The organism is Streptomyces sp. NPDC002994, assembly GCF_040611155.1.
GTDB lineage: Bacteria > Actinomycetota > Actinomycetes > Streptomycetales > Streptomycetaceae > Streptomyces.
Genome location: NZ_JBEXNQ010000004.1, coordinates 276,742 through 299,628 on the forward strand (window position 1 = coordinate 276,742; position 22,887 = coordinate 299,628).

18 protein-coding genes and 1 pseudogene are annotated in these 22,887 nt (G+C 70.8%); 11 read left to right on the top strand and 8 right to left on the bottom strand.

From position 1 onward, the window contains the following. Window positions 1-3: 3 nt before the first annotated feature. Window positions 4-924 carry an SGNH/GDSL hydrolase family protein gene (locus ABZX79_RS06860; RefSeq protein WP_355252739.1) on the bottom strand — a complete coding sequence of 307 codons (921 nt, stop codon included), beginning with the start codon at window positions 922-924 and terminating at the stop codon, window positions 4-6. 182 nt (window positions 925-1,106) lie between these two features. Here ABZX79_RS06860 and ABZX79_RS06865 point away from each other — a divergent pair, with 182 nt between their 5' ends. Beyond that, window positions 1,107-1,745, top strand: a complete 639-nt coding sequence (locus ABZX79_RS06865; protein WP_355252742.1) for a LysE family translocator — start codon at window positions 1,107-1,109, stop codon at window positions 1,743-1,745. A 45-nt stretch (window positions 1,746-1,790) separates the two neighbouring features. Here ABZX79_RS06865 and ABZX79_RS06870 read toward each other — a convergent pair whose 3' ends face one another. Beyond that, window positions 1,791-2,621: a dienelactone hydrolase family protein gene (locus tag ABZX79_RS06870; RefSeq protein ID WP_355252745.1), complete on the bottom strand. Its 831-nt coding sequence runs from the start codon at window positions 2,619-2,621 to the stop codon at window positions 1,791-1,793. Window positions 2,622-2,759: 138 nt separating this feature from the next. On the opposite strand from ABZX79_RS06870, the gene ABZX79_RS06875 reads away from it, so the two are divergent. The 5 genes from ABZX79_RS06875 to ABZX79_RS06895 all read left to right on the top strand — a co-directional run bounded on the left by ABZX79_RS06875 (window position 2,760) and on the right by ABZX79_RS06895 (window position 9,215). Next, on the top strand, window positions 2,760-3,824 hold the full coding sequence (locus tag ABZX79_RS06875) for a helix-turn-helix domain-containing protein (RefSeq protein ID WP_355252748.1): 1,065 nt from the start codon (window positions 2,760-2,762) through the stop codon (window positions 3,822-3,824). Between the two features lie 239 nt (window positions 3,825-4,063). Then, a complete protein-coding gene (locus ABZX79_RS06880; protein WP_355252750.1) occupies window positions 4,064-4,864 on the top strand; it encodes an NAD(P)H-binding protein in 801 nt (266 codons plus the stop codon). Window positions 4,865-4,910: 46 nt separating this feature from the next. Continuing rightward, on the top strand, window positions 4,911-5,915 hold the full coding sequence (locus ABZX79_RS06885) for a M28 family peptidase (protein ID WP_355252753.1): 1,005 nt from the start codon (window positions 4,911-4,913) through the stop codon (window positions 5,913-5,915). Between the two features lie 80 nt (window positions 5,916-5,995). Further along, complete coding sequence (locus tag ABZX79_RS06890; RefSeq protein WP_355252755.1) at window positions 5,996-8,449, top strand: SpoIIE family protein phosphatase; 2,454 nt, start codon at window positions 5,996-5,998, stop codon at window positions 8,447-8,449. Between the two features lie 118 nt (window positions 8,450-8,567). Continuing rightward, on the top strand, window positions 8,568-9,215 hold the full coding sequence (locus ABZX79_RS06895) for an SUMF1/EgtB/PvdO family nonheme iron enzyme (RefSeq protein ID WP_355252951.1): 648 nt from the start codon (window positions 8,568-8,570) through the stop codon (window positions 9,213-9,215). Between the two features lie 39 nt (window positions 9,216-9,254). Here the strand turns inward: ABZX79_RS06895 and ABZX79_RS06900 are convergent, their stop codons facing one another. Beyond that, window positions 9,255-9,740, bottom strand: a complete 486-nt coding sequence (locus ABZX79_RS06900) for a hypothetical protein (RefSeq protein ID WP_355252758.1) — start codon at window positions 9,738-9,740, stop codon at window positions 9,255-9,257. A gap of 274 nt (window positions 9,741-10,014) precedes the next feature. Here ABZX79_RS06900 and ABZX79_RS06905 point away from each other — a divergent pair, with 274 nt between their 5' ends. Next, window positions 10,015-10,569: an HPP family protein gene (locus tag ABZX79_RS06905; RefSeq protein ID WP_355252761.1), complete on the top strand. Its 555-nt coding sequence runs from the start codon at window positions 10,015-10,017 to the stop codon at window positions 10,567-10,569. Between the two features lie 54 nt (window positions 10,570-10,623). Then, entirely contained in the window at window positions 10,624-11,094 is a 471-nt protein-coding gene (locus ABZX79_RS06910) for a hypothetical protein (protein WP_355252954.1), read from the top strand. Between the two features lie 12 nt (window positions 11,095-11,106). Here the strand turns inward: ABZX79_RS06910 and ABZX79_RS06915 are convergent. After that, a pseudogene (locus tag ABZX79_RS06915) lies at window positions 11,107-13,362 on the bottom strand (BTAD domain-containing putative transcriptional regulator); the annotation flags it as partial. A gap of 153 nt (window positions 13,363-13,515) precedes the next feature. Between ABZX79_RS06915 and ABZX79_RS06920 the strand changes: the two are divergent. Both ABZX79_RS06920 and ABZX79_RS06925 read left to right on the top strand, forming a co-directional pair. After that, window positions 13,516-13,767, top strand: coding sequence for a hypothetical protein (locus tag ABZX79_RS06920; RefSeq protein ID WP_355252764.1), 252 nt, complete (start codon window positions 13,516-13,518; stop codon window positions 13,765-13,767). An 89-nt stretch (window positions 13,768-13,856) separates the two neighbouring features. Then, a complete protein-coding gene (locus ABZX79_RS06925) occupies window positions 13,857-16,715 on the top strand; it encodes a beta-L-arabinofuranosidase domain-containing protein (protein WP_355252767.1) in 2,859 nt (952 codons plus the stop codon). An 81-nt stretch (window positions 16,716-16,796) separates the two neighbouring features. On the opposite strand, the gene ABZX79_RS06930 is transcribed toward ABZX79_RS06925, so the two are convergent. The 3 genes from ABZX79_RS06930 to ABZX79_RS06940 all read right to left on the bottom strand — a co-directional run bounded on the left by ABZX79_RS06930 (window position 16,797) and on the right by ABZX79_RS06940 (window position 19,980). After that, a complete protein-coding gene (locus tag ABZX79_RS06930) occupies window positions 16,797-17,651 on the bottom strand; it encodes a carbohydrate ABC transporter permease (RefSeq protein ID WP_355252770.1) in 855 nt (284 codons plus the stop codon). Then, on the bottom strand, window positions 17,648-18,535 hold the full coding sequence (locus ABZX79_RS06935) for a sugar ABC transporter permease (protein WP_355252957.1): 888 nt from the start codon (window positions 18,533-18,535) through the stop codon (window positions 17,648-17,650). The genes ABZX79_RS06930 and ABZX79_RS06935 overlap by 4 nt, the downstream gene beginning before the upstream one ends. Window positions 18,536-18,630: 95 nt before the next feature. Further along, window positions 18,631-19,980 (bottom strand): extracellular solute-binding protein, encoded by a 1,350-nt coding sequence (locus ABZX79_RS06940; RefSeq protein WP_355252773.1) that lies wholly within the window; start codon window positions 19,978-19,980, stop codon window positions 18,631-18,633. 309 nt (window positions 19,981-20,289) lie between these two features. On the opposite strand from ABZX79_RS06940, the gene ABZX79_RS06945 reads away from it, so the two are divergent. Beyond that, on the top strand, window positions 20,290-21,804 hold the full coding sequence (locus ABZX79_RS06945) for an alpha-N-arabinofuranosidase (protein WP_355252776.1): 1,515 nt from the start codon (window positions 20,290-20,292) through the stop codon (window positions 21,802-21,804). Between the two features lie 70 nt (window positions 21,805-21,874). On the opposite strand, the gene ABZX79_RS06950 is transcribed toward ABZX79_RS06945, so the two are convergent. Beyond that, window positions 21,875-22,870 (bottom strand): rhamnogalacturonan acetylesterase, encoded by a 996-nt coding sequence (locus ABZX79_RS06950; protein WP_355252779.1) that lies wholly within the window; start codon window positions 22,868-22,870, stop codon window positions 21,875-21,877. Window positions 22,871-22,887 lie beyond the last annotated feature (17 nt).

A 22,887-nucleotide genomic window follows, 5' to 3' on the forward strand; every position in this document is an offset into this window, starting at 1 on the left:
CGGTCAGGCGCGCGGGCGCAGCCCGGCGTCGACGACCGTGGCGATCGCCTCGCAGTAACGCACGATGCCAGGTGAATGCACTGGGCACGGACGCGGCGTCTTGGTGGTCGGCGCGAGGCAGAAGTGCAGGTGGTCGTCGTCCCGGTGCACAGAGGTGAGCCCGCCGCGGCAGTCCTGCGGGCGGGCCCGCTCGTCGTCGTTGCAGGGCAGCCGTTGCGCCCAGGTGTAGCGGGCACCCGCTGGGCTCACCGACAGGCCGGCGTCCGCCACCAGGTCCCGGCCGGCGGCCGCCTGGGCCCGGTAGATGCCGTTGACCCGGCGGACGCGGTCCGGAGAGAAGGCGTCCGGGCCCTGCAGTACCCAGACGATTCTGGGACGGGGGATCCCGACGTCGCGTGCCGCCGCCGCGATCTGCTCCGTGAGCGCTTTCGCGTCGGCCGCGTAGCGGGTGTAGTAGCGCGATCCACCGCCTTGGGGAATCGAGTCCATGCAGGGCGTGTACGCCCAGGAGTTCCCCCAGAACTGCAGGACGACGACCTTCGGCCGCTGCGACCTGACCAGGGCGGCCGCCTTGTCCTGTGGCGGCACGAGGGAGTCGCGGGCCGTGCCGGCCAGGTAGTCGCACAGTGTCGTACCGGAATACGGTGCACTGTGTACGGTCGCCCGCCCCGCGGCGGAGATCCGGTCGGCCAGGACGCGCTGGGTCTCCATGGCGAGCGAGTCCCCGAGGTAGAGCACGCGCGACCTCTCCCGGGGCGGCTGCGACTTCGCCGGTGTCCCGGCGGGCGGGACCGAAGCGGACTCCACCGGCCGCGCGGCGGTCGGCGCACCGGGGCCGGCCGGTGGGGGAGCGGCAGCGATGGAGGCGTCCGACGGATCCGAGCAGCCGGTCACCCAGGCCAGCGCGAGCGCGGCCAGAATCACTGAGCGCCTGCACCGTCGCCTCACAACTGACCCCCTCCGCACGGCAATGGGGGGACCCACCCTGGCCCCACGAAGAGCGGGCGTCCAGTCGCGCACGTGACAAATCGCAGGCATCGTCCGGTGCGGCCCGGGGCCGGAAAAGCGCTGTGCGCGTGACCGGACTGCGTGATTGCATGGGCTTCATGGTGTCCACTGACCGGCTGCTGGCATTCGCGGCCATGTCGTTCCTGCTGATCGTGATTCCCGGCCCCAGCGTGCTGTTCGTGATCGGGCGCGCGTTGGCGCAGGGGCGCCGCGCCGCGCTGACCACGGTCGTGGGGAACACGCTCGGAGCGTACGTGCTCGTCGTGGCCGTGGCACTCGGGGTCGGGGCCGTCGTTGAGCGCTCGGTGCTCGTCTTCACGGTGCTGAAGCTCGTGGGCGCCGCGTACTTGGTGTATCTCGGTGTCAAGGCGGTGCGGCAGCGCGGGTCATTGCATGCCGCGTTCACCGGTGACGGTCCTGCGCATGGCAGCATGCGCACGTTCTGGGAGGGCTTCGCGGTCGGCGTGGCCAACCCCAAGACCATCGTGTTCTTCGCCGCCGTACTGCCCCAGTTCGTCGACCGCACCCAGGGGAACGTCACGGCTCAGATGCTGTTGCTCGGCCTGGTCTTCAATGTCATCGCGGTGGCTTCCGACAGCGTGTGGGGACTGGTCGCGGCCACCACGCGAAGCTGGTTCGCCCGCTCACCGCAGCGGCTCGCCCTGGTCGGCGGGGTCGGTGGGATCACGATGATCGGCCTCGGCGTCACCGTCGCCGCGACAGGCCGCAAGGACTAGTACTGCAACGGCTTTCGCATGACGGTTGGGCAGCCGGGGGCCCGGTCAGGTGGCGGGCAGCGGTCGGGTCCCGTGCGGGTGCAGGCGGTCGGTGAGGAAGGCGAGGATCTCGTCGCGGGCCCGGACCGTGGGGTGGCCGGCCTCGTCGACGAGATGGGCGGTGACGACGCTGTGCGGGGTGCCGACCAGATCGGCGAAGAAGGGCGGCGGGGCCGGGTTGGCGGCGCTGTCCGGGAGGACACGCCCGTCGAAGGCGTCGCCGAGCAGCGATCGGTAGGCGGCGAAGCGCTGCCCCGTGCACCAGCGGTCGCCCTCGAAGCGGTAGGCGAGGACGGTGAGTCCGTCGCGGTCGAGCCGGTCGCGCACCGCGCGCGCGTCCGCCGCGTCGAGTTCGAGTCCGCCGGGGTCGTCGAGCGGCAGCGACGGGTGGTTGACCACCGGGGCGATCACCGCCGGCTCCAGGGCCATGGTGAGGGCGAAGTTGCCGGTGAAGCACAGGCCGATCGCACCCACCCCCGGCCCACCGCACGCGGTGTGGGCCTGGCGCGCCAGGCCGCGCAGCCAGCCCGTCACCGGGCTGGTACCGCCCCCGGCGAAGGCGCGGAACTCGGCGCTGACACAGGCGCGGCGGACGACCTCCCGGCCGCCCTCGACCGTGGGGAAGGCGCCGTCCGCCCCGAACAGGGAGGGGACATGGACGGTGAAGCCCGCGTCCCGCACCCAGCGCGCGAGCCGCAGGACATCGGGACTGATGCCCGGCATCTCGGGCAGCACCACGACCGCGGGCCCGGCCCCGGCTACGTACACCGTTTTCTCCACCCCCTCCACGGCCACGCTCCGGCGGGTGAAGTCGGTGATCGGATCGTCGTCGCTCATGGGGCCAGCCTGGTACAGGAACCGGCCGCCGGGTGAGGGGCGGGATCGCCAAGGCCAGGGGTAATCTCGCCACACGCGAGGAGGCGAGCGGTACGCGGCCGGCGACACGGGCCGGGGACACCAGGGGGTACGGGAGCGATGGCGGAGGCGACGCGGCAGGCAGCGGAACATGCGGGTCCGGGCGCCGGGCCGGGTGCGCTGCGGGTCGGGGTCCTGGCGTACCCGGACTGCTTCGCGTCCGAAGTGTTCGGCGTCCCCGATCTGTTGACGATGGCCGGGCATGTCGCCGGACCGGACGCGCCCGGCTACCGGGTGTCGGTCATCTCGCCCCGCCGCCGGGTCACCGCCTCGGGCGGCGCGAGCCTGGACGTGCGTCCCTTGCGCGAGGTCGACGTCCTCGTGGTCCCCGGCTTCGAACTGCGCCCGGACACGGACCTCGACGCGCGACTCGCCCGGCTCGCCCCCGAGATCGCGGCGATCCGCGCGCAGGCCGCCGCCGGCACCGCCGTCGTCTCCCTGTGCGTCGGCGCGTTCCTGCTCGCCGACGCTGGGCTCCTCGACGGGCGCCGGGCCACCACCTCCTGGCTGCACGCCGGCGAACTGGTCAGGCGCTGCCCGGACGCCGACGTGCGGCCCGAGCACCTGGTCGTCACCGACACGGGGGTGACGACCACGGCCGCCTTCAGCGCCATGTACGACTTCGCGCTGGACCTGATCCGCCGACACGACGGCGCCCGGGTGGCCCGCACCACCGCACGGTTGGCGCTCGTCGACGACGCGCGGACCTCCCAGACCCCGTACGTCGACCCGCGGCTCCTCCCGCAGCCCGGCCGGGAGTTCTCCCAGCGGGTCATGCGGCGGCTCGACCAGAACCTCGCCGAGCGGTACGACCTCGCCGCGCTCGCGGACGCCTTCCGGGTCAGCACCCGCACGTTGCTGCGCCGCTTCGCCGAAGAGACCGGACGCAGCCCGCTGGCCCATCTGCAGGCTTCCCGGGTCCGCCGCGCCCGCCATCTGCTGGAGACCACCGACCGCACCGTCGCCGCCGTCGCCGCGGCCGTCGGCTACCAGGACCCCGGTACCTTCGCCGCCCTCTTCGCCCGCCACACCGGCCACCGCCCGAGCGCCTACCGGGCCGCCTTCCGCCGCACGGCCCGGGCGTCCACCCCGGACGGCGGCGTCCAAGGGGTGTCCCGTAAATGATCTCGGTCTGGCCGTGCCCACGGCGGTGGGGGATGACGAGTCCGGTGCCCGGGCAGCGGCCGACCGACCACGACGACCAGACGGGTGTCGGCGGGGCGACCAGTACAGGGCCGCGGCCGGTGCCATCGGCGCCGACCCGGATGCGGCATGACCCTCCCTCCGCCAGCTGCACGTGCCCCGGGGCCGCACCGGTGGGAGAGTCGGAGGGCGAGCTGTTCAGACCCGGAGGCGAGCTGCGCATGGACACTGTCCTGGTCACTGGTGGGACCGGCCATCTCGGGCGTGACGTGGTGGCTCTGCTGAAGTCCCGGTACCAGGTGCGTGTGCTGGCCCGGTCCCCGGGCTCGGATCCCGACGTGGAGTGGATCAAGGGTGATCTCGCCACCGGATTCGGAACACAGGAATCCGTATCCGGGGTGCGGGCCGTGGTTCATGCGGCGACGCTGTCCCCGGCCGCCCGGCGCGGTTACCTCCTACCGACGGATTTCTGGCGCAGCCCTCCCGAGGTCGATGTCGACGGCACCCGCCGGTTGCTGGAGGAGGCCCGCAAGGCAGGCGTCGCCCACTTCGTCCATGTCTCGATCGTCGGCGCCGACCGCCCCCGTGTTCCGTACATGCAGGTCAAGCACACCGCCGAGAAGCTGGTACGGGACAGCGGAGTGCCGTGGTCCGTCCTGCGGGCCACGCAGTTCCACTGGCTGACCGACCGCATGCTCGGCAAGATGTCGAGGATGCCGTTGCTGGCGCTTCCGGGTGCCTTGGTGACTCAGCCGGTGGACTCGCGCGATTTCGCCGCGTACGTGGCCGGCCGCGTTCAGGACGGCCCGGGCGGGGATTGCGAGGAATTCGGTGGCCCCGAGGTGCTGGAGCTGCGTGCTCTCGTCAGGCAGTGGCAGCAGGCGCGTGGCCGGGCGTTTCGCGTGCTGGACGTACCCGCGCCCGCTCGCCTGCGGCAGGCGGCCCGTGACCTGACCACTCCGGATGGCCGACTCGGCCGGACCACTTGGCCGGACTGGCTGCACACCCACCAGCCCGAGTAGGCGGCGTACACCATCATCGATGACAGCGGGCCAAGGCGGTGGAACCGTGGTGCTCGAGCTCGTACGTGAACTGAACCGGCGGGCCGACCCGCTGCGCCTGCGGCACGACGTGGAATTCCTCGCCGACCGCCCCCGCAGCCGCACCCGCGCCCCCGAGGCCATGCTGCGCGCGGAGACCTATGTGATGCGGGAACTGGCCACCGCGGGATGGCGGACCGAGCGGCAGCCGTTCGACGTACGGTGGCGACTGGGCGGCAGCGACCGCCGGAGCGATCAGGCGATCGCGCTCCAACTCCGTCTGCACCCGCACCTGACCGGCGCGAACCTCGTAGCCGGCCTGCCGGGGGCCGACGACCGGCCCACCGTGGTCGTCGGAGCCCACCTGGACACCGTCGACGGCAGCCCCGGCGCCGACGACAACGCCTCCGGAGTCGCCGCGCTGCTGGAAATCGCGCGGCTCCTCGGCGGGCTGCCGCGGCCGCCGGCCGTCACCCTCCTGTTCTTCGACATGGAGGAGCTGGGCATGATCGGTTCCCGGTTCGCCGCCCAGGAGCTCCGGCGTACCGGGCAGGTCAGAGGCATGATCTGCCTGGAGTCCGTCGGCTTCTTCGCGACCGCGCCCGGCACCCAGCTGATGCCTGCCGGGTTCGCAACGGCCTTCCCCCGTGTGGCCGCCCGGGTCCGCTCCGGCGGGCAACGGGGCGACTTCACCCTGGTGGTCCACCGGCGCTCGACCGAGGCGGCGGCCTCTGCGTGGCGCCGGGCAGCGGAGGCGGCCGAGCCCCAGCTGTCCGCCGTCACCCTGCGCGACCCACGGCCGCAAGGCCTGCTGGGCGCGGTCGTCGGCCTTGCGGCGCCCCCGCTGATCCACCTCGACCGCAGTGACCACGCGTCCTTCTGGAACGCGGGGATTCCGGCCTTGATGCTCACCGGTACGGCGAATTTCCGGAACCCGCACTACCACCGGCCGACCGACACTCCGGACACCCTCGACTACGGACGTCTGGCGGCGGTCGCCGTCGCCACCGCCGCGACCGCCGCGTCCTGGTGAGCTGCGGACACCCGTACAAGACAGCACGCGTCGCCCACCTTCCCTAGGCTGGAACTGACTGGCAAGGTGCGCGTGGAGAGGTGGGGGCGCTACGGGCTGTGAGAGAGCAGATGCGGGTATTCGGCGGAGGATCGCTGACAGCTGTCTATGTGCTGGGCACGAGGGACGACAGCCTGCGGCTGACGGAATGGACCGGAGAATCCGAGGCCCCGTACGGGCTGTCGCCCAGCTACCCGCTCTCCGGTCACGGCCCCGTCGTGGACGCCTTCCGCGCCGGCCACCCCCTGTGGTTCGACGCGGCGGACCTGGCCGCTTACACCCGTCCCACGGAGGAGGGTGCTGAGGAGAGCGCTGAGCAGCCCCTGCCCGTCGGCGTCTCGCTGGGCGCACTGCCGCTCGGAGCGAACGGCCGTCCCCTGGGCTGTCTGGTCGTCGTGGACCGCCTCGGCCACGGTTTCGACGCCGAACGGCGCAACTTCCTGGAGCTCTACGCCGACCAGATCACCGCCTGGTTCGAAGCGGTCGGCGAAGCGAACACCCAGCACATCGGCCGTACGGAGCCCCGGCCGGTATGGGGCTCCGCCCTGGACTGTCTGAGCGTCGGCTCGTTCACCCTGGTCCTCAGCAGCGGGAAGATCGACGCGGACGGCCCCGTGCTCGACCTCGTCGGCATCCCCTGGGACGACTTCGACGGACGCGTGGAGACCCTGCTGGCACACACGGTCCCTGACGACCTGCCCGCGCTCATGTCCATCGTGGAGCCGGCCCACATGGCTTCCGGTGGCCGGGAACTGGAGTTCCGTATCCGCCGCCCCACCGGCGAGCTGCGCTGGCTGCGCCTGCGGTGCCGGCTGCTGGCGGACGGCGGTGGCAGGCCGGAGCGGGTGCTCGGTGTGGTCGCCGATGCCTCGAATCTGCGGCCCAGCGCCGACGAGGTCTCCAGGGTCCAGCGGCTGTCCGTCGCGCTGGCCGGGGCGATGACCGTGCGGGACGTCAGCAGGTCGGTGGTCGCCGCGCTGCGCGAGCCGCTGGGAGCCGATCGGGTGGCTCTCGCCGGACTCGAAGTGGACCGGCTGGTGGTCACGGTCCTCGACCCGCCGGAAGCCGATGCCTGGCCGGAGCTCTGGCGGACCGAATGGCGCTCCGAGTGGCCCGACGCGCCCGTCGCGGCCCTGCCCACGCTGCAGGCCGCGCTGCGCGAGGGCGGCGCGAGCCTGTGGACGGCGGGCTCCGCCCTCGAACCGGGCCTCGCGGGCGTCGGCCCCGGCGGTCTCGCCGTACTGCCGCTCCCCGCCGAGGGCCGGGTGGTCGGCGCGTGCCTGGTCGGATGGGACGAGCCGCACGAGTTCGGCCCCGAGGAACGGTCCCTGCTCACCGCGACCGCCGGACTGGTGGGTCAGGCCCTGGTGCGCGCCCGCGCGTTCGACGCCGAGCACGAGCTCGCCACGATGCTCCAGCGCAGCCTGCTGCCCCGCAAGCTTCCGCGGCTGCCAGGGGGAGTGGCCGTCGCCCGCTATCTGCCGGCGACGGTGGGACTCGACGTGGGCGGAGACTGGTACGACGTGATCCCGCTCTCCGACAACCATGTGGCGCTGGTCGTGGGGGACGTACAGGGACACAGCGCCGGCGCCGCCACGATCATGGGTCAGATGCGTACGGCGATCAGGGCGTACGCCGTGGAGGGCCACCCGCCCGACGTGGTGGTCTCCCGCGCCAATCGCCTGCTCGTCGGCATGGAGACCGACCTCTTCGCCACCTGCTGCTACGTCGCCATCGACATGGAGGAGGGCGACGCCTGGTGCGTTCGGGCGGGGCACCTGCCGCCCTTGCTGCGCAACCCGGAAGGCGGGACCCATGAACTCGCGCTCGAAGGCGGGCCTCCGCTGGGTGTGCTCGAGGAGGCGGAGTTCCCGATGACCGCGGTCGCCCTGGTCCCCGGCGCCGTTATGGCCCTGATGACGGACGGCCTGGTCGAGTCCTCCAGCCTCCACCTGGAAGACGGCATGCGGCGCGTGTGCGACGCACTCTCCACCACTGACCCCTCCGATGCCGGGCGGATGGCCGATGAACTGCTCGGCGGCGCCAACCGGCGCGACGACGACGTGGCGCTGCTGCTCCTGCGCTACGACGGAATGGGAGACCGGCCGCTCCGGGCGGGCTGGACGGTGTGGAGGCTGCCCGACGCCGTCGCGCACGCGCGCCGTTTCACCTCCCGCACCCTGCGCGCCTGGGACGTGTCGGAGCAGCGCGACGCGGTCCTGCTCATCGTCTCCGAGCTGGTCACCAATGCCCTGGTACACACGAAGGGCCAGGTGCGCCTCGACCTCACACTCACCGGTGAGCGCCTACGGGTGGCGGTGAGCGACGCCTCGCCGCGCGCGCCCGTCAGACCAGCGACCGTGGACTGGGAGGCGACCGGCGGCCGCGGCATCCTGCTCGTCGAGGCGGTCTCGACGTCCTACGGCTCGATACCACTGGGCGGCGGCAAACAGGTATGGGCCGAGACGCCCCTGCCGCCACCGGTGATCCTCTAGGCGGAGTCAACAAGCCACAACGCCATACGTATTGTGGGCGCGAGACGACCTTGTGGTCGCCCCGGACGGAGAGGCCCACCGCGTGCACCCCACTACCGACGACCCGGCGATCCCCTCGATGGTTCAGGTGCCCGGTGGCGTCGTGGACCTTCGAGACGACCGGCGCGGCACCAGCTGGCGGGCTGAGATCGCTCCTTTCCTGCTCGGCCGGTATCCGGTCACGGCGAACCTCCACCGTGCCGTTTCGGGAGTGGATCTCGGTCCTTCTCCGAGCGGATCCTCGCCCGTGACGAACGTCAGCTGGCTCGACGCGATCGACGTATGCAACCGGATCTCGGACCGGTCCGGACTGAACCAGGCGTACTCCCGCGACGCACAGAGCGGGGAAGTGACCTGTGACTGGTCGTCCAACGGCTATCGCCTGCCGACCGAGGCGGAGTGGCAGTACGCCTGCAAGGCGGGTACCAGCGGTTACCGGTACGGGGAGATAGGCGACATCGCCTGGTACGCGGACAATTCCGGAGGCCGGGTCCACGACGTCGGCGGCAAGGCCCCCAACGCGTGGGGGCTGCACGACATGCTGGGCAACGTCTGGGAGTGGTGCTGGGATCTCTACGACGAGGAGATCTACGGCTCGTACCGCATCTTCCGCGGTGGGGGCTGGGCCGAGTCGATGCGGGGCTGCGGTGCGTCCGTGCGCCGCCGCAGTCACCCCTCGTTCAGGATCGACGACCTCGGCTTCCGGCTTGCTCGTACCGTGTCTTGAGGCGTCAAGCGTGCGAGCGGCCGCGCGGCGGACCTGCGCTCAGTCGGGAAGGGGGCTGCCGCAGCGTGCGCAGTACCGGGCGCCCTGTTCGGCGGCGAGCCGCCCGCAGTCGGGGCAGACGTGGGGGAGCAGACAGGCGGGTTCGCCTCCTTCGGCCGAGATCGGCGCCACTCCGAGCCCGGGCCGCCGGGTATGGACCGTCAGGTATGTCATCCCGTCCGGTCCGGCGGTCAGCGAGCGCCGCGAGCCCCTCGCCAGCCAGACGGCCGAGTGCAGCGTCACCGGATGGGCCTCGGAGCCGGTGACGACTCGGCCGCTGCCTTGGACGACGACCATCAGAACGTCGAGGGCGGGTTCGGTGTGTTCCGCGATGACACCGCCGGGCTGAAGGCGGATGAGATGGGCGTCCAGGCCGCGCTGGGCCTCGGTCAGCCGCCACAGCGCGCCGACTGCTCCGGCAGGAGCTTCGTCCATCGCCGCCTCAAGATCGCTCACGGCTCCGGAGGAGGGGGAGTAGCTTGTCATGTCCATCCTTTTCGTGCTTTTTCGTGCCCCGATTCCGTCCGGCCGACAACAGGCCTGGCCGACCCGGTCCATTCCATCGCAAACCTGAGCGATAAGGTCTTGGGCGATTGCGTCGGCCGAACCACGACACGGGCGCAGGACACGGGCACAAGGCCGGGCGGACTGTCGATCACAGTAACTCCGCGCAGTTCGCCCGCCTCGCCCTCCTCGCTCTCCGACTCTCAGCCTTTGCCCCTGCCCGGCCGTCGGCCGCCCTGCCCCGGAAACACCTCACATGAGCATCGACGCCGGCCCGCGTCCCGAGCCCGCCGAAGCCGCCCCTGACGCGCCCCGCCGACGTAAGGCGGCCGGCCGGGCTCCCGCCCGGCCGACTCCTGCGACCGCCTTCCACAGCATCAGCGCCGTGACAGCCGTCCTGCTGGGACTCGTCGCGATCGGCGCGGTGATCCACGAACCGGTGCTGATACCCCCGCTGGCCGCCAGCGCGGCCCTCGTGCACAGCGCACCCACCCTGCCACTGGCCCAACCCCGCAGCGTGGTCATCGGCCACCTGCTCGGCACCGCCGTCGGCTACGGCGTCCTGGCAGCAGCGGGCAGCAGCGCATGGGCCGCGGCCGTGGCCGCTGGTGTCACGCTGGCCCTGATGATGACCGCCCGTACGCCACACTCACCCGCCTGCGCCACCGCCGTCGTCATCGTGCTCCAGACCCCCGCGCCCGCCCGGTTCATCCCCCTCGTGTTCGGAGCCACCGTCCTCCTCGTCGTGACGGGGTACGCCGCCTCCCGCATCCGCCGCACCGCACTGAGGTACCCCGCCTACTGGTGGTGACCATCCCCCCTTCGGCGCAACGTCCGGCCGTCAGACAGCGTCCTTCTCGGCGTGATCGAACTTATTGACCCCTCCAGCCCCGACGACCACGAAGAGACCGTGCGGCCCGGCCCGTGGTGGCGTCATGCCTGGTGGGTGGCCGGCATCACCGTCCTCGGAGTGGGGGTGGGTTGGGCGAGCGCCTTCTTCCGTATCGGCCCCGAGGAATACGGGCTGCCGTCCGCCGCTCCGGGGGAAGTCTGGCCGTATCTGCTCGCCTGGACCGCGACCGGCCTCGCGGCGGCAGCCGTGCTGCGGGCTGTCGCCGCCAGGGTGCCGGTCTACGCCGTGGGGCGGATCGCGGCCGTGCTCACCGCCCTGGGAACCCGGGTCTCGCTGGGCTGGCGGCCGGAAGCCCCGGTGCTGGCCGCGATGGCCGCGGCCGCGCTGACGGCGGCCGCCATCTGGTGCGCCCTCGCGCTGCGCTCCCCCTCCCGTGGCAACCGCGACGGACTGGTGACGCCGGCGGGTAAGGGGCAGGCCTGAGCAGAGGTTCGCTCACGTCCGGGCCATGAGCCGCAACATCGCCGTGTCGTACCGTGCCCTCGTCGTAGCCGAACGACTCCGCCTCCCGCGCCGCGCCCTCGAGGCGCCGGATGACCTCGGCCTCGTCACCCATTCCCAGCAGCGCTTCCCCGGCCGCCGTGAGCAACAGCACCCGGGTCGCAGCCGCCGACTTCGAGGGGTTGTCGAGGGCGAGTGCGGTGACGGACGTGTCGAGGGCCGACTGCCATTGCCGGGTGTCCAGTTGGCGCCGGGCGAGGTGGTACAGGGCCAGCCGCTCGGTGTGCCGGTCGCCGGCACCGCGAGCCAGTTCGGCCGCCTGCGCGCATCCCTAGGCCGCTTCCTCCGGGCTGCCGAGCGCCGCTTGGGCCAGCGAAAGATTGACCAGCGGTCGCCTTGCCGCGCAGATCACCGGCCACGGCGGCGAGAGCCGGGGCGGCCTCCAGGTGGACCAGCGCCTCCTCGGTGCGGCCCTCTTCGGTCAGGATCCATCCGAGCAGGGCCAGGACCCGCGACTCCGCGCCGCCTCAAGCGCCCTTTCCAGCAAGGGAGTCCACCCGTCCAGCACCCGCCACACCATCTGCGGCCACAGCGCCAGGCCGATCCGCCACGTCCTGCCGTGCAGTCCGGCGGCGTGCGCCGCGGCCGCCGCCAGGGTCAGGTCGTCACGTTCGGCCGCGTACCAGGCCATGGCCTGCTCACGGTCCGCGAACTCCCGTACCGCCTCCGGAGGACGAAAGTCCGCGGGCAGCGCGAAACACGACTCGTCGCCGGGCTCGGCCGCGTGGGCGGAGGCCAGGGCGGTGGCCACACTGTGGTCGAGTACGCGGACCAGGGCGTCCGGCCCCGCGCGTACAGCCGTACGAGATCGTGCAGCGTCCAGCGCCCCGGCGCGGTCCGGGTGACGAGGTGCGCCGCCGTCAGCTTGTCCAGCGCGGCCTCGGCCGTGACCGGATCCGTACCGGCCAGGGCCGCCGCCGTATACCGGTCGACGTGCGCCCCGGGTGGCGGCCGAGGTGCGCGAAGTGGTGAGCGGCCTCGTCGGGCAGCCGGCGCACGGAGAGCCGCAGGGCTGCCGTACGCCCGTGTCCTCCACGTCCAGCAGGCTCAGACGGCGTGACTCGTCGGACAGTTCGGCGCTCATCGCGCTCAGGGACCACTCCGGCTGATCCGCCAGTCTGGCGGCGGCCACCCGTAGCGCGAGGGGAAGCCCGCCGCGCAACTCGGCCAGGCGCCGGGCGGCAACCGCCTCCGCGAGCACCCGCTCCTTGCCGAGCACCGCGGCGAGCAGAGCGGTGCTGTCCTCCGGTTCGAGTACGTCCACGGACGCGGGACGGACGGCATCCGAGGCGATCAGGCCGCGCAGCCGGTACCGGCTGGTGACCACGGTGACGCCTCGGGCGCCACCCGGCAGCAGCTCTCTTACCTGCTCGCTGCCGCCTGCATTGTCGAGTACGACGAGGAGCTGACGATCAGCGGCAAGGGACCGGAACAGCGCGGAGGCGCCGTTCGTCGACTCCGGGATCCGGCGCGGCGCGACGCCCAGCGCCAGCAGAAACTCGCGCAGCACCTCCAGATGGGCCGGCTCTCCCGTATCGCTGAAGCCGCGCAGGTCGGCGTAGAGCCGGGAAACCCGGCGCGGTTGCGGTGTGCCCAGTGCACCACGAGCGCCGTCTTGCCCACTCCCGCCGGCCCGGTGACCAGGCACACGGGTGCTTCGCCGGCGGCGGCCCGGGACAGCGCGGTGAGTTCGGCGGCGCGTCCGTGGAAGCCACGCGGCATGCGCGGCAGCAGGTCGACCGTGGCCGTGGGCGCGGAGGCCGACGGCCCGTGTGCGGTGGTGGGCACGGGGGGCGGGACGGGAGCCGGGGCTGCCTCCGCACCGTCGCCCTTCTCACCCTCCACCCCCTCCCCGCGCAGCGCCACCGCGTACGCGTCCGCCAGCTCCCGGCCCGGATCGACGCCCAGTTCGTCGGCGAGCAGCCGCCGGGTCCTGTGGAACCAGTCGAGCGCCTCCGAGCGGCGCCCCGCACGCTGAAGTGCCCTCATGAGCGCGGCGGACAGCGATTCGCGCAGCGGATGGTCACCGGCCTCCGCGCGCAGCACGGCCGCGGCCCGGGCGTGCTCACCCAGCCGCGCGTAGGCCGCTGCCAGCAATTCCACGGAGGCCAGCCGAAGTTCCTCCAGCGCCTGGGCGGCGGCCTGCAGCGGCGGGCTCGGATACACGCCGGTCAGCGCGGGCCCCAAGAACGCTCGGGAAACCTGGCGGCATGAACTGAAGGGGGCAACCGTCCGATGACGAGCACCTACTGGGTCACGATCGCGGCCTACGAAAACCTGCCGGGTCGCCTCCGGCCGATCGCGGCTGCGCGCGCTTGACTGCGCGACCGCGGCATCGACTGGATGCCCTTCGACCAGGATGAGATCCGCTGGAGCCTGGCCTGCGGCATCGGTGCTGACGGGCACTGGCATGGCTGGTTCGACGTCCGTGTCCACCCCGACGCTCTCCGTCGGCTGGGCCTCCACCCCGACCAGCCGCTCTCCGAAGTCACTACTCCCTCTCCACCGGGTTGGTGGCATGCCGCAGCCGAGCGCCAGGCTCACTGGCGGAGCTTGGGCCGGCGGTCATTGTCGAGTCGGTCCAAGTGGCCGTGAGCCGTGGTGTTGACGTGTCCGTGCCAGCGCCCTACTTTTTCGATCGAGATGTCAGACCGTGTTCGATATATCGGACGAATGAGGAGTTCATGGCGGCGCCCCTTGACAGACGAAACTTCCTCCGTGGCGCGACGCTCGTCGCGACCGCACCTCTGGTGTCGTCCCTGCCCGCAGGCCAGGCGACCGGGGCGCCTCGGATGCCCGGTGCCGGCGCCGGTGACGCGGGCGTTGGGCTGCCAGTTCCGCCCGCTTGGAAGGTGCAGCCCTTCCCGCTCAAGGACGTGACCCTCGGCGGCAACGGCATCTTCGCCGCCAAGAGCCAACTCATGCTCGACCACGGCCGTGGCTACGACGTCGACCGGCTGTTACAGGTCTTCCGTGCCAACGCCGGGCTCTCCACCCGCGGCGCGGTCGCCCCCGGCGGCTGGGAGGGGCTCGACGGTGAGGCGAACGGAAACCTCCGGGGCCACTACACCGGCCACTTCCTCACCATGCTCTCCCAGGCGTACGGAAGCACCGGGGACGCGGTCTACGCCGACAAGATCGCCCACATGACCGGCGCCCTCACCGAGGTCCGCGACGCGCTGCGCCGCGACCCGGCTGTGCTCAGCGTCCCCGGCACATTCGGTACGGCCGCCGAAAACGTGCGCGGCTCCTACCAGTACGTCGACCTGCCCGCCGGAGTCCTCGGTGATTCGTCCTCCGTCACCCTCTCCGCCTGGGTGAAGCCCACTCACGACGCCAACTGGACACGCGTCTTCGACTTCGGCAACGACACCACGGTTTATCTCTACCTCGCCGCCCGCAACGCCAACGGCCATCCCCGCTTCGCGCTCACCGCCAACGGCCCCGGCGGCGAGCAAGGTGTCAACGGCACCGCCCCGCTTCCGCTGAACCGGTGGAGCCACCTCGCGGTGACCCTCTCCGGCGCCACCGCGACGCTCTACGTCAACGGCACCGCCGTCGGCCGGAACACCACCATGACCCTCACCGCGGCGGCGCTCGGGACCCTGGCCAACAACTGGCTCGGCCGGTCGAACTACCCTGCTGACCCCGTCTTCGCCGGCGCTTTCGACCAGGTCGACATCTGGTCACGGGCGCTGACCCCCACCGAGATCGCCGCACTCCAGGACACGCCGGCCGCCGAGTCCTCCGCAGGCGCCGGCGACCTCGCCTCGTACCCCTTCGACGAGACGAAGGGCGCCACCTTCGCCGACGCCTCCGGCCACGGCCGGCCCGCGACCCTTCGCCGGACCTGGGGCGCGCCGAGCCACCCCGGTTTCCTGGCGGCGTACCCGGAGACGCAGTTCATCGCCCTGGAGTCGATGACCACCGGCAACTACACCGTGGTGTGGGCGCCGTACTACACCACTCACAAGATCCTGCGCGGACTCCTCGACGCGTACCTCTACACCGGCGACGACCGGGCGCTCGATCTCGCCGCCGGCATGTGCGACTGGATGTACTTCCGGCTGTCCAGGCTGCCGGCCGCCACTCGCCAGCGCATGTGGGGAATATTCTCCAGTGGCGAGTTCGGCGGCATCGTCGAGGCGATCTGCGACCTGTACGCGATCACCGGCAAGCCCGAACACCTGACGCTGGCCCGGCTCTTCGACCTCGACCGGCTCATCGACGCCTGCGTCGCGGGCACGGACGTCCTGAACGGCATGCACGCCAACCAGCACATCCCCATCTTCACCGGCCTGGTCCGGCTGTACGACGAGACCGGCGAGCAGCGGTATCTCACCGCGGCCAAGAACTTCTGGGGCATGGTCGCACCAACCAGGATGTACGGCATCGGCGGTACCAGTACCGCGGAGTTCTGGCGGGCGCCCGGGGCCATCGCCGCAACCCTCAGCGACACCAACGCCGAGACCTGCTGCGCGTACAACATGCTCAAGCTGAGCCGGATGCTGTTCTTCCACGAGCAGGACCCGGCGTACATGGACTACTACGAGCGGGCGCTCTGCAACCAGATCCTCGGATCCAAACAGGACCGGCCGGACGCCGAGAAGCCGCTCGTCACCTACTTCATCGGGCTGCTGCCCGGGCACGTGCGGGACTACACCCCCAAGGCGGGTACGACGTGCTGTGAGGGCACCGGCCTGGAGAGCCACACCAAGTACCAGGACTCGGTGTATTTCGCACGGCCCGACGGCGCCGCCCTGTACGTCAACCTCTACAGCCCGACCACGCTCACCTGGGCGGAAAAGGGCGTCACCGTGACCCAGGCGACCGATTATCCCAGGGAGCAGGGGTCCACGATCACCGTGCGGACCGGCCGCAGGGCCACGGCGTTCGAGCTGCTGCTGAGGGTGCCCGCGTGGGCGCGAGACGGCTTCCGCGTGACGGTCAACGGCGGGGCGGTGAAAGGAAACCCGGTCCCCGGCAGCTATTTCAGCGTGTCCCGCACTTGGCGTGACGGAGACACCGTACGCGTGAGCGTTCCCTTTCGGCTGCGCGTGGAGAAGGCCTTGGACGACCCGGCCGTCCAGACCCTGTTCTACGGCCCCGTCAACCTGGTGGCCCGGGACGCCCGCACGGACTACCTCCGTCTTGGGCTCTACCGCAACGCCGCCCTCTCCGGTGACCTGTTGCCCAGCCTCGTCCCCGTGGACGGCAAGCCGCTGCACTACTCCCTCGACGGTGTCGAGTTCGCCCCCTTCTTCGAAGGGACGGAGGATCCGGTCCACGCCTACTTCCGGCGCGCCGAGCCGCGGGTCGTCTTCGGTACCACCGAGTCCGGCGTCGCCAACCCGGCCCGGGCCGACGGCGTGACGCTCCTCGACGAGGTCTGGGCCGCCGCTCCTTTCAAAACGAAGTCGGCCCTGGTCAGACACGTGGAGTCCACGGTGAACGCCTGGGTGACCGCGAAACTGCTCGGCGCGGCCGACGGCCGGAAGGTGGTGAGCACGGCGAAGAGGGCTTCCTACGCGGCACCGAAATAGCGGCCGGCCAGGCTTACCGCCGTCGGCGCCGCGGTCGCTGCGTGCGCTCCCCGACGCCGACAAGGGCGGGTTCCAGCAGCCTCACTGGCCCGCCAGGCCCGTATGGGCCACGCCGCTGACGATCTGGCGCTGGAAGAAGACGAAGACGACGACCAGGGGCAGGCCGGCGATCAGACCGCCCGCCATCAGCTGGGCCCACTGGATGCCGTAGGAATTCATCACGGTGGCGATGCCGTTCGGCATGGTCATCAGGTCGGGATTGCTGGTCACCATGTACGGCCACAGGAAGTTGTTCCAGGAGGCGATGAAGGTGAAGATCCCGACCGCCGAGAGCGCCGGCCGCGACAGCGGCAGCACGATGGTGAAGAAGACCCGCCAGCGCCCGGCGCCGTCGATGAAAGCGGCCTCCTCCAGCTCGCGCGGGACGGACTGGAAGAACTTGTAGAGGATGTAGACCATCGCGGCGGGCGCGCACTGCGGCAGGATCATGCCCCAGTAGGTGTCGACCATCCCCATCGACTGGACCGTCGTGAACAGCGGTACGCCCAGCACGGCGGGGGAGACCATCAGCCCCGCCATGACGATGCCCAGCAGGGCGTTCTTGCCGCGGAACTCGGTGCGGGCGAAGCCGTAGCCGGCGAGCGCGGCGACCAGCAGCACGATGACGGTGACACAGACCGAGACGACGAGTGAGTTGACGAACCAGTTGGTGAGGTTCCCGGTCTCGAAGACGGCCTTCCACGCCTGGGCCGTCCACTCCTCCGGCACCCAGTGGGTCGGCACGGCGACCGCCTCGGTCTCCGACTTGAGGGAGGTGAACAGCGCCCATAGCAGAGGGGCCATCCACAGCGCGGATACGGCGACGCCCAGTGCGGTCAGGACGATCTGGCTCGCGGGCCACTTCTTGCGCGGCCGGAACTCGGTGACGGCGGTCATCGCACGCCCTCCTCACGTTTGCGCAGCAGCCACATACGCCCCAGGGCGACGACCGCGATGATGACGAAGAAGATGTTGGAGATCGCGGAGGCGTACCCCACGCGATAGCTGGTGAAGCCCTCTTCCAGCGTGTACTGGACAAAGGTGCGGGTGCTGTCCTCGGGGCCGGCCCCGAAGTCGTACATCACCACGACCTGGTCGAAGACCTGGAGCGAGGCGAGGATCTGGAGCGTCACCACCAGGCCGGTGATGTTGCGCAGCATGGGCAGGGTGATGTGCGTCATCCGCCGCCAGGCGTTGGCGCCGTCCAGCGCCGCCGCCTCGTACAGATGCCGCGGGATGTTCTGCAGAGCGGCAAGGTAGAGCAGAAAGCTGAAGCCGACCGTCCACCACAGGGTGGCGATGACGACGGCGACCATGGCGGTGGACTTCTGGGTGAGCCAGGGCGTCTCCAGGCCGAGCGCGTGGTTGACCAGGCCGGTGCCCGGGTTGAAGAGCCACTGCCACAGATTGCCGACGACCGCGGAAGGCAGCAGGAAGGGGGCGAAGAAACAGAGCCGCCACAGCCACTTCGCATGGTCGATGTGGTGCGCGAGCATCGCCATCAGAAACGCGACGACGACGATGCACGGCACGACAAGCAGCGTGAAGTACGCACTGTGGCCCAGCGAGTCCCACACCAGCGGGTCGCCGAAAGCCTCGCCGTAATTGTCGAAGCCCACAAAGTGCGCACCTTCACCGGACACGTTGGCGTCCGTGAAGCTCAGCCACAGCCCGCGGCCGAGCGGCAGCAGCACGAAGAGCGCGAAGAGCACCAGGAACGGCGCCACGAACCAGCCACCGTGCTGGAGCTTCTGTACGATCCGGGCCCGGCCGGATGCCATGTCGCCCGTACGGACCGGGCGTCCTACGGCGGCCCGCGCGGCGGCCCGCGCGGCGGTCGGCCCGGCGGCCGCCGCGCCCGCGGTGTCGACGGCGCTCATGCGGCAGAACCTCTCTCGGTCACAGCCTTGCCCTCCATCGGGTTCTTCATCGCCAGCAGCTTTTCCAGTACGCCCTTCATCCGGCGCGCAGTGGCATCGGGCCTGGCCGAGCCCAGGTTGGAGGCCGCGATGACCGGGCCGATCCGCTGGGCCAGGATTCCGGTGGAGCCGGCGAACCACACCGACGGCTCGACCGCCATGTGGTCCATGGCCCGGACGTACTCGGACTGCGGCTGGAGTGCCAGGTAGGCCTTGTCCTTCAAGGTCGGCCTGTACGCCGGGATGTGGCCGCCCCGTGACCAGTCCAGCGCGTGCTTGACGACGTACGCCGCCAGCTGGTGCGCCCCCTCGTTGGCGCCGCCGCCCCGCTCGTCCTGGTGCGGCAGGACGAAGCAGTGCGACTCGGCGTGGGTGGCGGGACTGCCGAAGACGGGCGGCAGCGGGGTGGCGCCGAAGTCGAGTTCGGCCCCCGCGTATACGGGTACCGACCAGTTGCCCTCCCAGGTGAAGGCGGATCCGTTCATGAACGTCTCGGCGTCGGCGGCGCCGACGGTCGTGTAGCCGTCGGTGACGTGCTGCCGCAGGAACTCCAGGACCCGAGTGGCTTTGTCGACGTCGAAAGTGACGCTCGTACCGTCGGCTCCGATGCAGGTCCCGCCGAGCTGGGTGTAGAAGGACAGGAAGAACCACCAGCAGAAGTTCTGGTCGTTGGCGTGCAGGCCCACGGTTTGCAGGCCGCCCTTGACGGCCTTCTTCGCGGCCTTGAGCGCCCCGAACCACTCCTCGGTGGAGGAGACCGGGACCAGGTTGCCGTCGTCGCCGATCAGCCCGGCCCTCTTGCAGACGTCCTTGCGGTAGAAGTTCAACTGGGCGTGGATGTCGAGCGGCAGACCGTAGAGCTTGCCGTCGACGACCGCCCGCTTCCACAACACGGGATTGAAGTCCGCTTCCCGTACGCCGTACTTGGCCAGCAGCTGTATGTCGAACGGGTCGAGCAGCCTTCCCGGCGCGAAACCGGGTATCCGGCCCAGGTGCATGACACCGAGCTCAGGGGCGCGGTTGCCCGAGGCGGCCATGGCCAGCTTGGTGTAGAAGGGGTTTCCCCACTGGAGGGTGGAATCCTTCACGTCGATGCCGGGATTCGCCTCACGGAAGGCATCCAGCATCGCGATCATGTTGGCCCCGTCGCCGCCGGAGAACAGGTTCCAGTAGCGAACCCGTACCTCCGCGTCCGAGGCGATCGCGGAGGCACTGCGGCCGGTCGCGGCCAGCCCGAAGCTGCCCGCGACGGCCAGCGCTCCGAGTCCGCCGAGCACGCCGCGGCGGCTCGGGAGAGATGGTGACATAGCGGCTCTCTTCTCTGAGTCACTCGCACCATCGAGGGGCGCGAGCGTTTTCCTGCGGCTCGGAGGAGGCCGTCCCACGCCCCGTTCCGGGTGTTCGAAATACCGGACGCCGCACGCACCTTCGAACGGACCGTAAAGTCGAACATCGCGCGCGTCAACGGTTCGCGCACGCTCTCGTCAATTTCCCGGCCGCCGTGTTCGGCGCACCGGACGTGCCCGCCCGGCCATTGACCTCCGGATCCGGACCGACTTACGGTCTGTCCGGGCAATCGTTCAACGTCCGGTATTTCGAACCTGGTTGAGGGAGTCATGACCCGTTCCGCCCGCTTCACCCTGCACCCCGACTACACCGTCGGCGACGTGGACCCCCGGCTCTTCGGCTCCTTCGTCGAGCACCTCGGCCGCTGCGTCTACACCGGCATCCACGAGCCGGGCCACCCCTCGGCCGACGAAGAAGGGCTGCGTACGGACGTACTCGAACTGGTCCGTGAGCTGGGCGTCACGGCCGTGCGCTACCCCGGTGGCAACTTCGTGTCCGGCTACAAGTGGGAGGACTCCGTCGGTCCCGCTGACGAACGGCCGCGCCGCCTCGACCTGGCCTGGCGGTCCACCGAGAGCAACCGCTTCGGGCTCAGCGAGTACATCGCCTTCCTGAGGAAGATCGGCCCGCAGGCCGAACCGATGATGGCACTCAACCTCGGCACCCGCGGTGTGGCAGAGGCCCTCGAACTCCAGGAGTACGCCAACCACCCGGCCGGCACGGCCCTTTCGGACCTGCGGGCGGCCCACGGCGACAAGGACCCCTTCGGCATCCGGCTCTGGTGCCTCGGCAACGAAATGGACGGACCCTGGCAGACCGGCCACAAGACGGCCGAGGAGTACGGTCGCATCGCCGCCGAGACCGCCCGCGCGATGCGTCAGATCGACCCGTCCGTCGAGCTCGTCGCCTGCGGCTCGTCCGGCCAGTCGATGGACACTTTCGCCGAGTGGGAGGCGACGGTACTCGCCGAGACGTACGACCTCGTCGACTACATCTCGCTGCACGCCTATTACGAGGAACTCGACGGCGACCGCGACTCCTTCCTGGCCTCGGCCGTCGACATGGAGTCCTTCATCGAGAACGTCGTCGCTACCTGCGACCACGTCGGCGCACGGCTGAAGTCGAAGAAGAAGATCAACCTCTCCTTCGACGAGTGGAACGTCTGGTACCTCTCCAAGACCCAGCGCGAGGCCGAGGAGAACCCCCTCGACTGGCCCGAAGCTCCACGCCTCCTGGAGGACAACTACTCCGTCACCGACGCCGTCGTCTTCGGCTCCCTGCTAATCGCGCTGCTGCGCCACGCGGACCGGGTCACCGTCGCCTGCCTCGCCCAGCTCGTCAACGTCATCGCGCCGATCCTGACGGAGCCGGGTGGCCCGGCCTGGCGGCAGACGACGTTCTTCCCCTTCGCGCAGGCGTCCCGGCACGGACGCGGGCGAGTACTGGACGTGCGCGTGGACTCACCGACGTACGAGACGCGGAAGTACGGCGAGGTGCCGCTGCTGCACGCGACGGCGGTACGCGCGGACGACGGCACCGTCACCGTCTTCGCGGTCAACCGCAGCCAGAGCCAGCCGCTGCCGCTCGAAGTGGCGCTCCAGGGACTCGGGTTGACTTCGGTCGTGGAGCACAGCGCGCTGGCCGACGCGGACCCGGAGGCCCGGAACACTCTCGCGGATCCCGAGCGCGTCACCCCGCACGAGGCAACGGGCACGAAGCTCCAGGGCGGCACGCTGAGCACCACCCTGGAGCCGCTGTCCTGGAACGTGATCCGACTGGGCTGAGGGGCCCGCTCGGATCACCGGGGGAGGAGGGGGTGGGCCGGGTGCGGGCCCGGTCCACCCCCGGCCCTCCTTACACAGAGGAACCCTGACGGGCCGGTATCACCTCGCCGGAGAGCGGCAGACCGAGCCCGGACACGGCCCGGGCGACCAGGCGGGACATCTCGGTGGCACCCTTCAGCTGGAAGTGGGTATTGTCCTGGACCCCGTTCGGGAAGTTGGGGTACTGACCCGGAGCCAGCCACAGGAAGATGCCCTTGGACTGCTCCACGCCGAGCCTTGTGAGGAAGACCCGGCTGAGCTCGGACAGGTCGACCAGCGGGACCCTCTCCTCCGCTGCGACGGCGCGCGCGGCGTTCACGTACGCGGGGAAGGAGACGTTGAACTCGCCGGTCGACGCGTTGTAGGAGCGGCGCGAGACGGGCGTGACGACGATCGGTGTCGCGCCGCGTGCGCGAGTGGCCCTGATGTAGTCGTTGCGCAGGTACTCCTTGTAGTCCGCGGGTGAGGTGTAGCGGTCCGGGTTGCTGACGGTGGCGTCGTTGTGCCCGAACTGCACGCACAGGTAGTCGCCCGGCCGGATCGCCTGGTGGATGGCGGCCAGCCGCCCCTGCTCGATGAAGCTCCGCGAACTGCGCCCGCCTATCGCGTGGTTGGCGATGGTGATGTTCTGGGTGAAGAAGCCGGGGAGCGTCTGGCCCCAGCCTGCCTCGGGGTAGTAGCCCGCGCGGTACGTCTGCGCGGTGGAGTCACCGGCGATGTACACGGTGGCGGTCGCCGCTGCGCCGGCGGCGGTACGCCGGGACTGCGCGGCAGCGGTGCCGGGGAGACACAGGCCGGCGCCGGCGCCGAGCGCGGCGGCGGTACCGACGAGAAAGCGTCTGCGGCTCGGGGCAGTGATCGGAGCCGGGTTGTCGTTGTCGCCGCTGGGGCCCATCTGGCGCTCCTGACAGTGGGGGGTTGAAAGCGTCGAGCTCTTGTCGCCGCCGCCCGTGAATAGGTTGCAGGGCGCTGTGTACGAGTTCTTGTTGTCCGGGGGGCCTTCGTACGTCTCCCTGATCTCTGCCACGGGGAAGCCTCGACGGC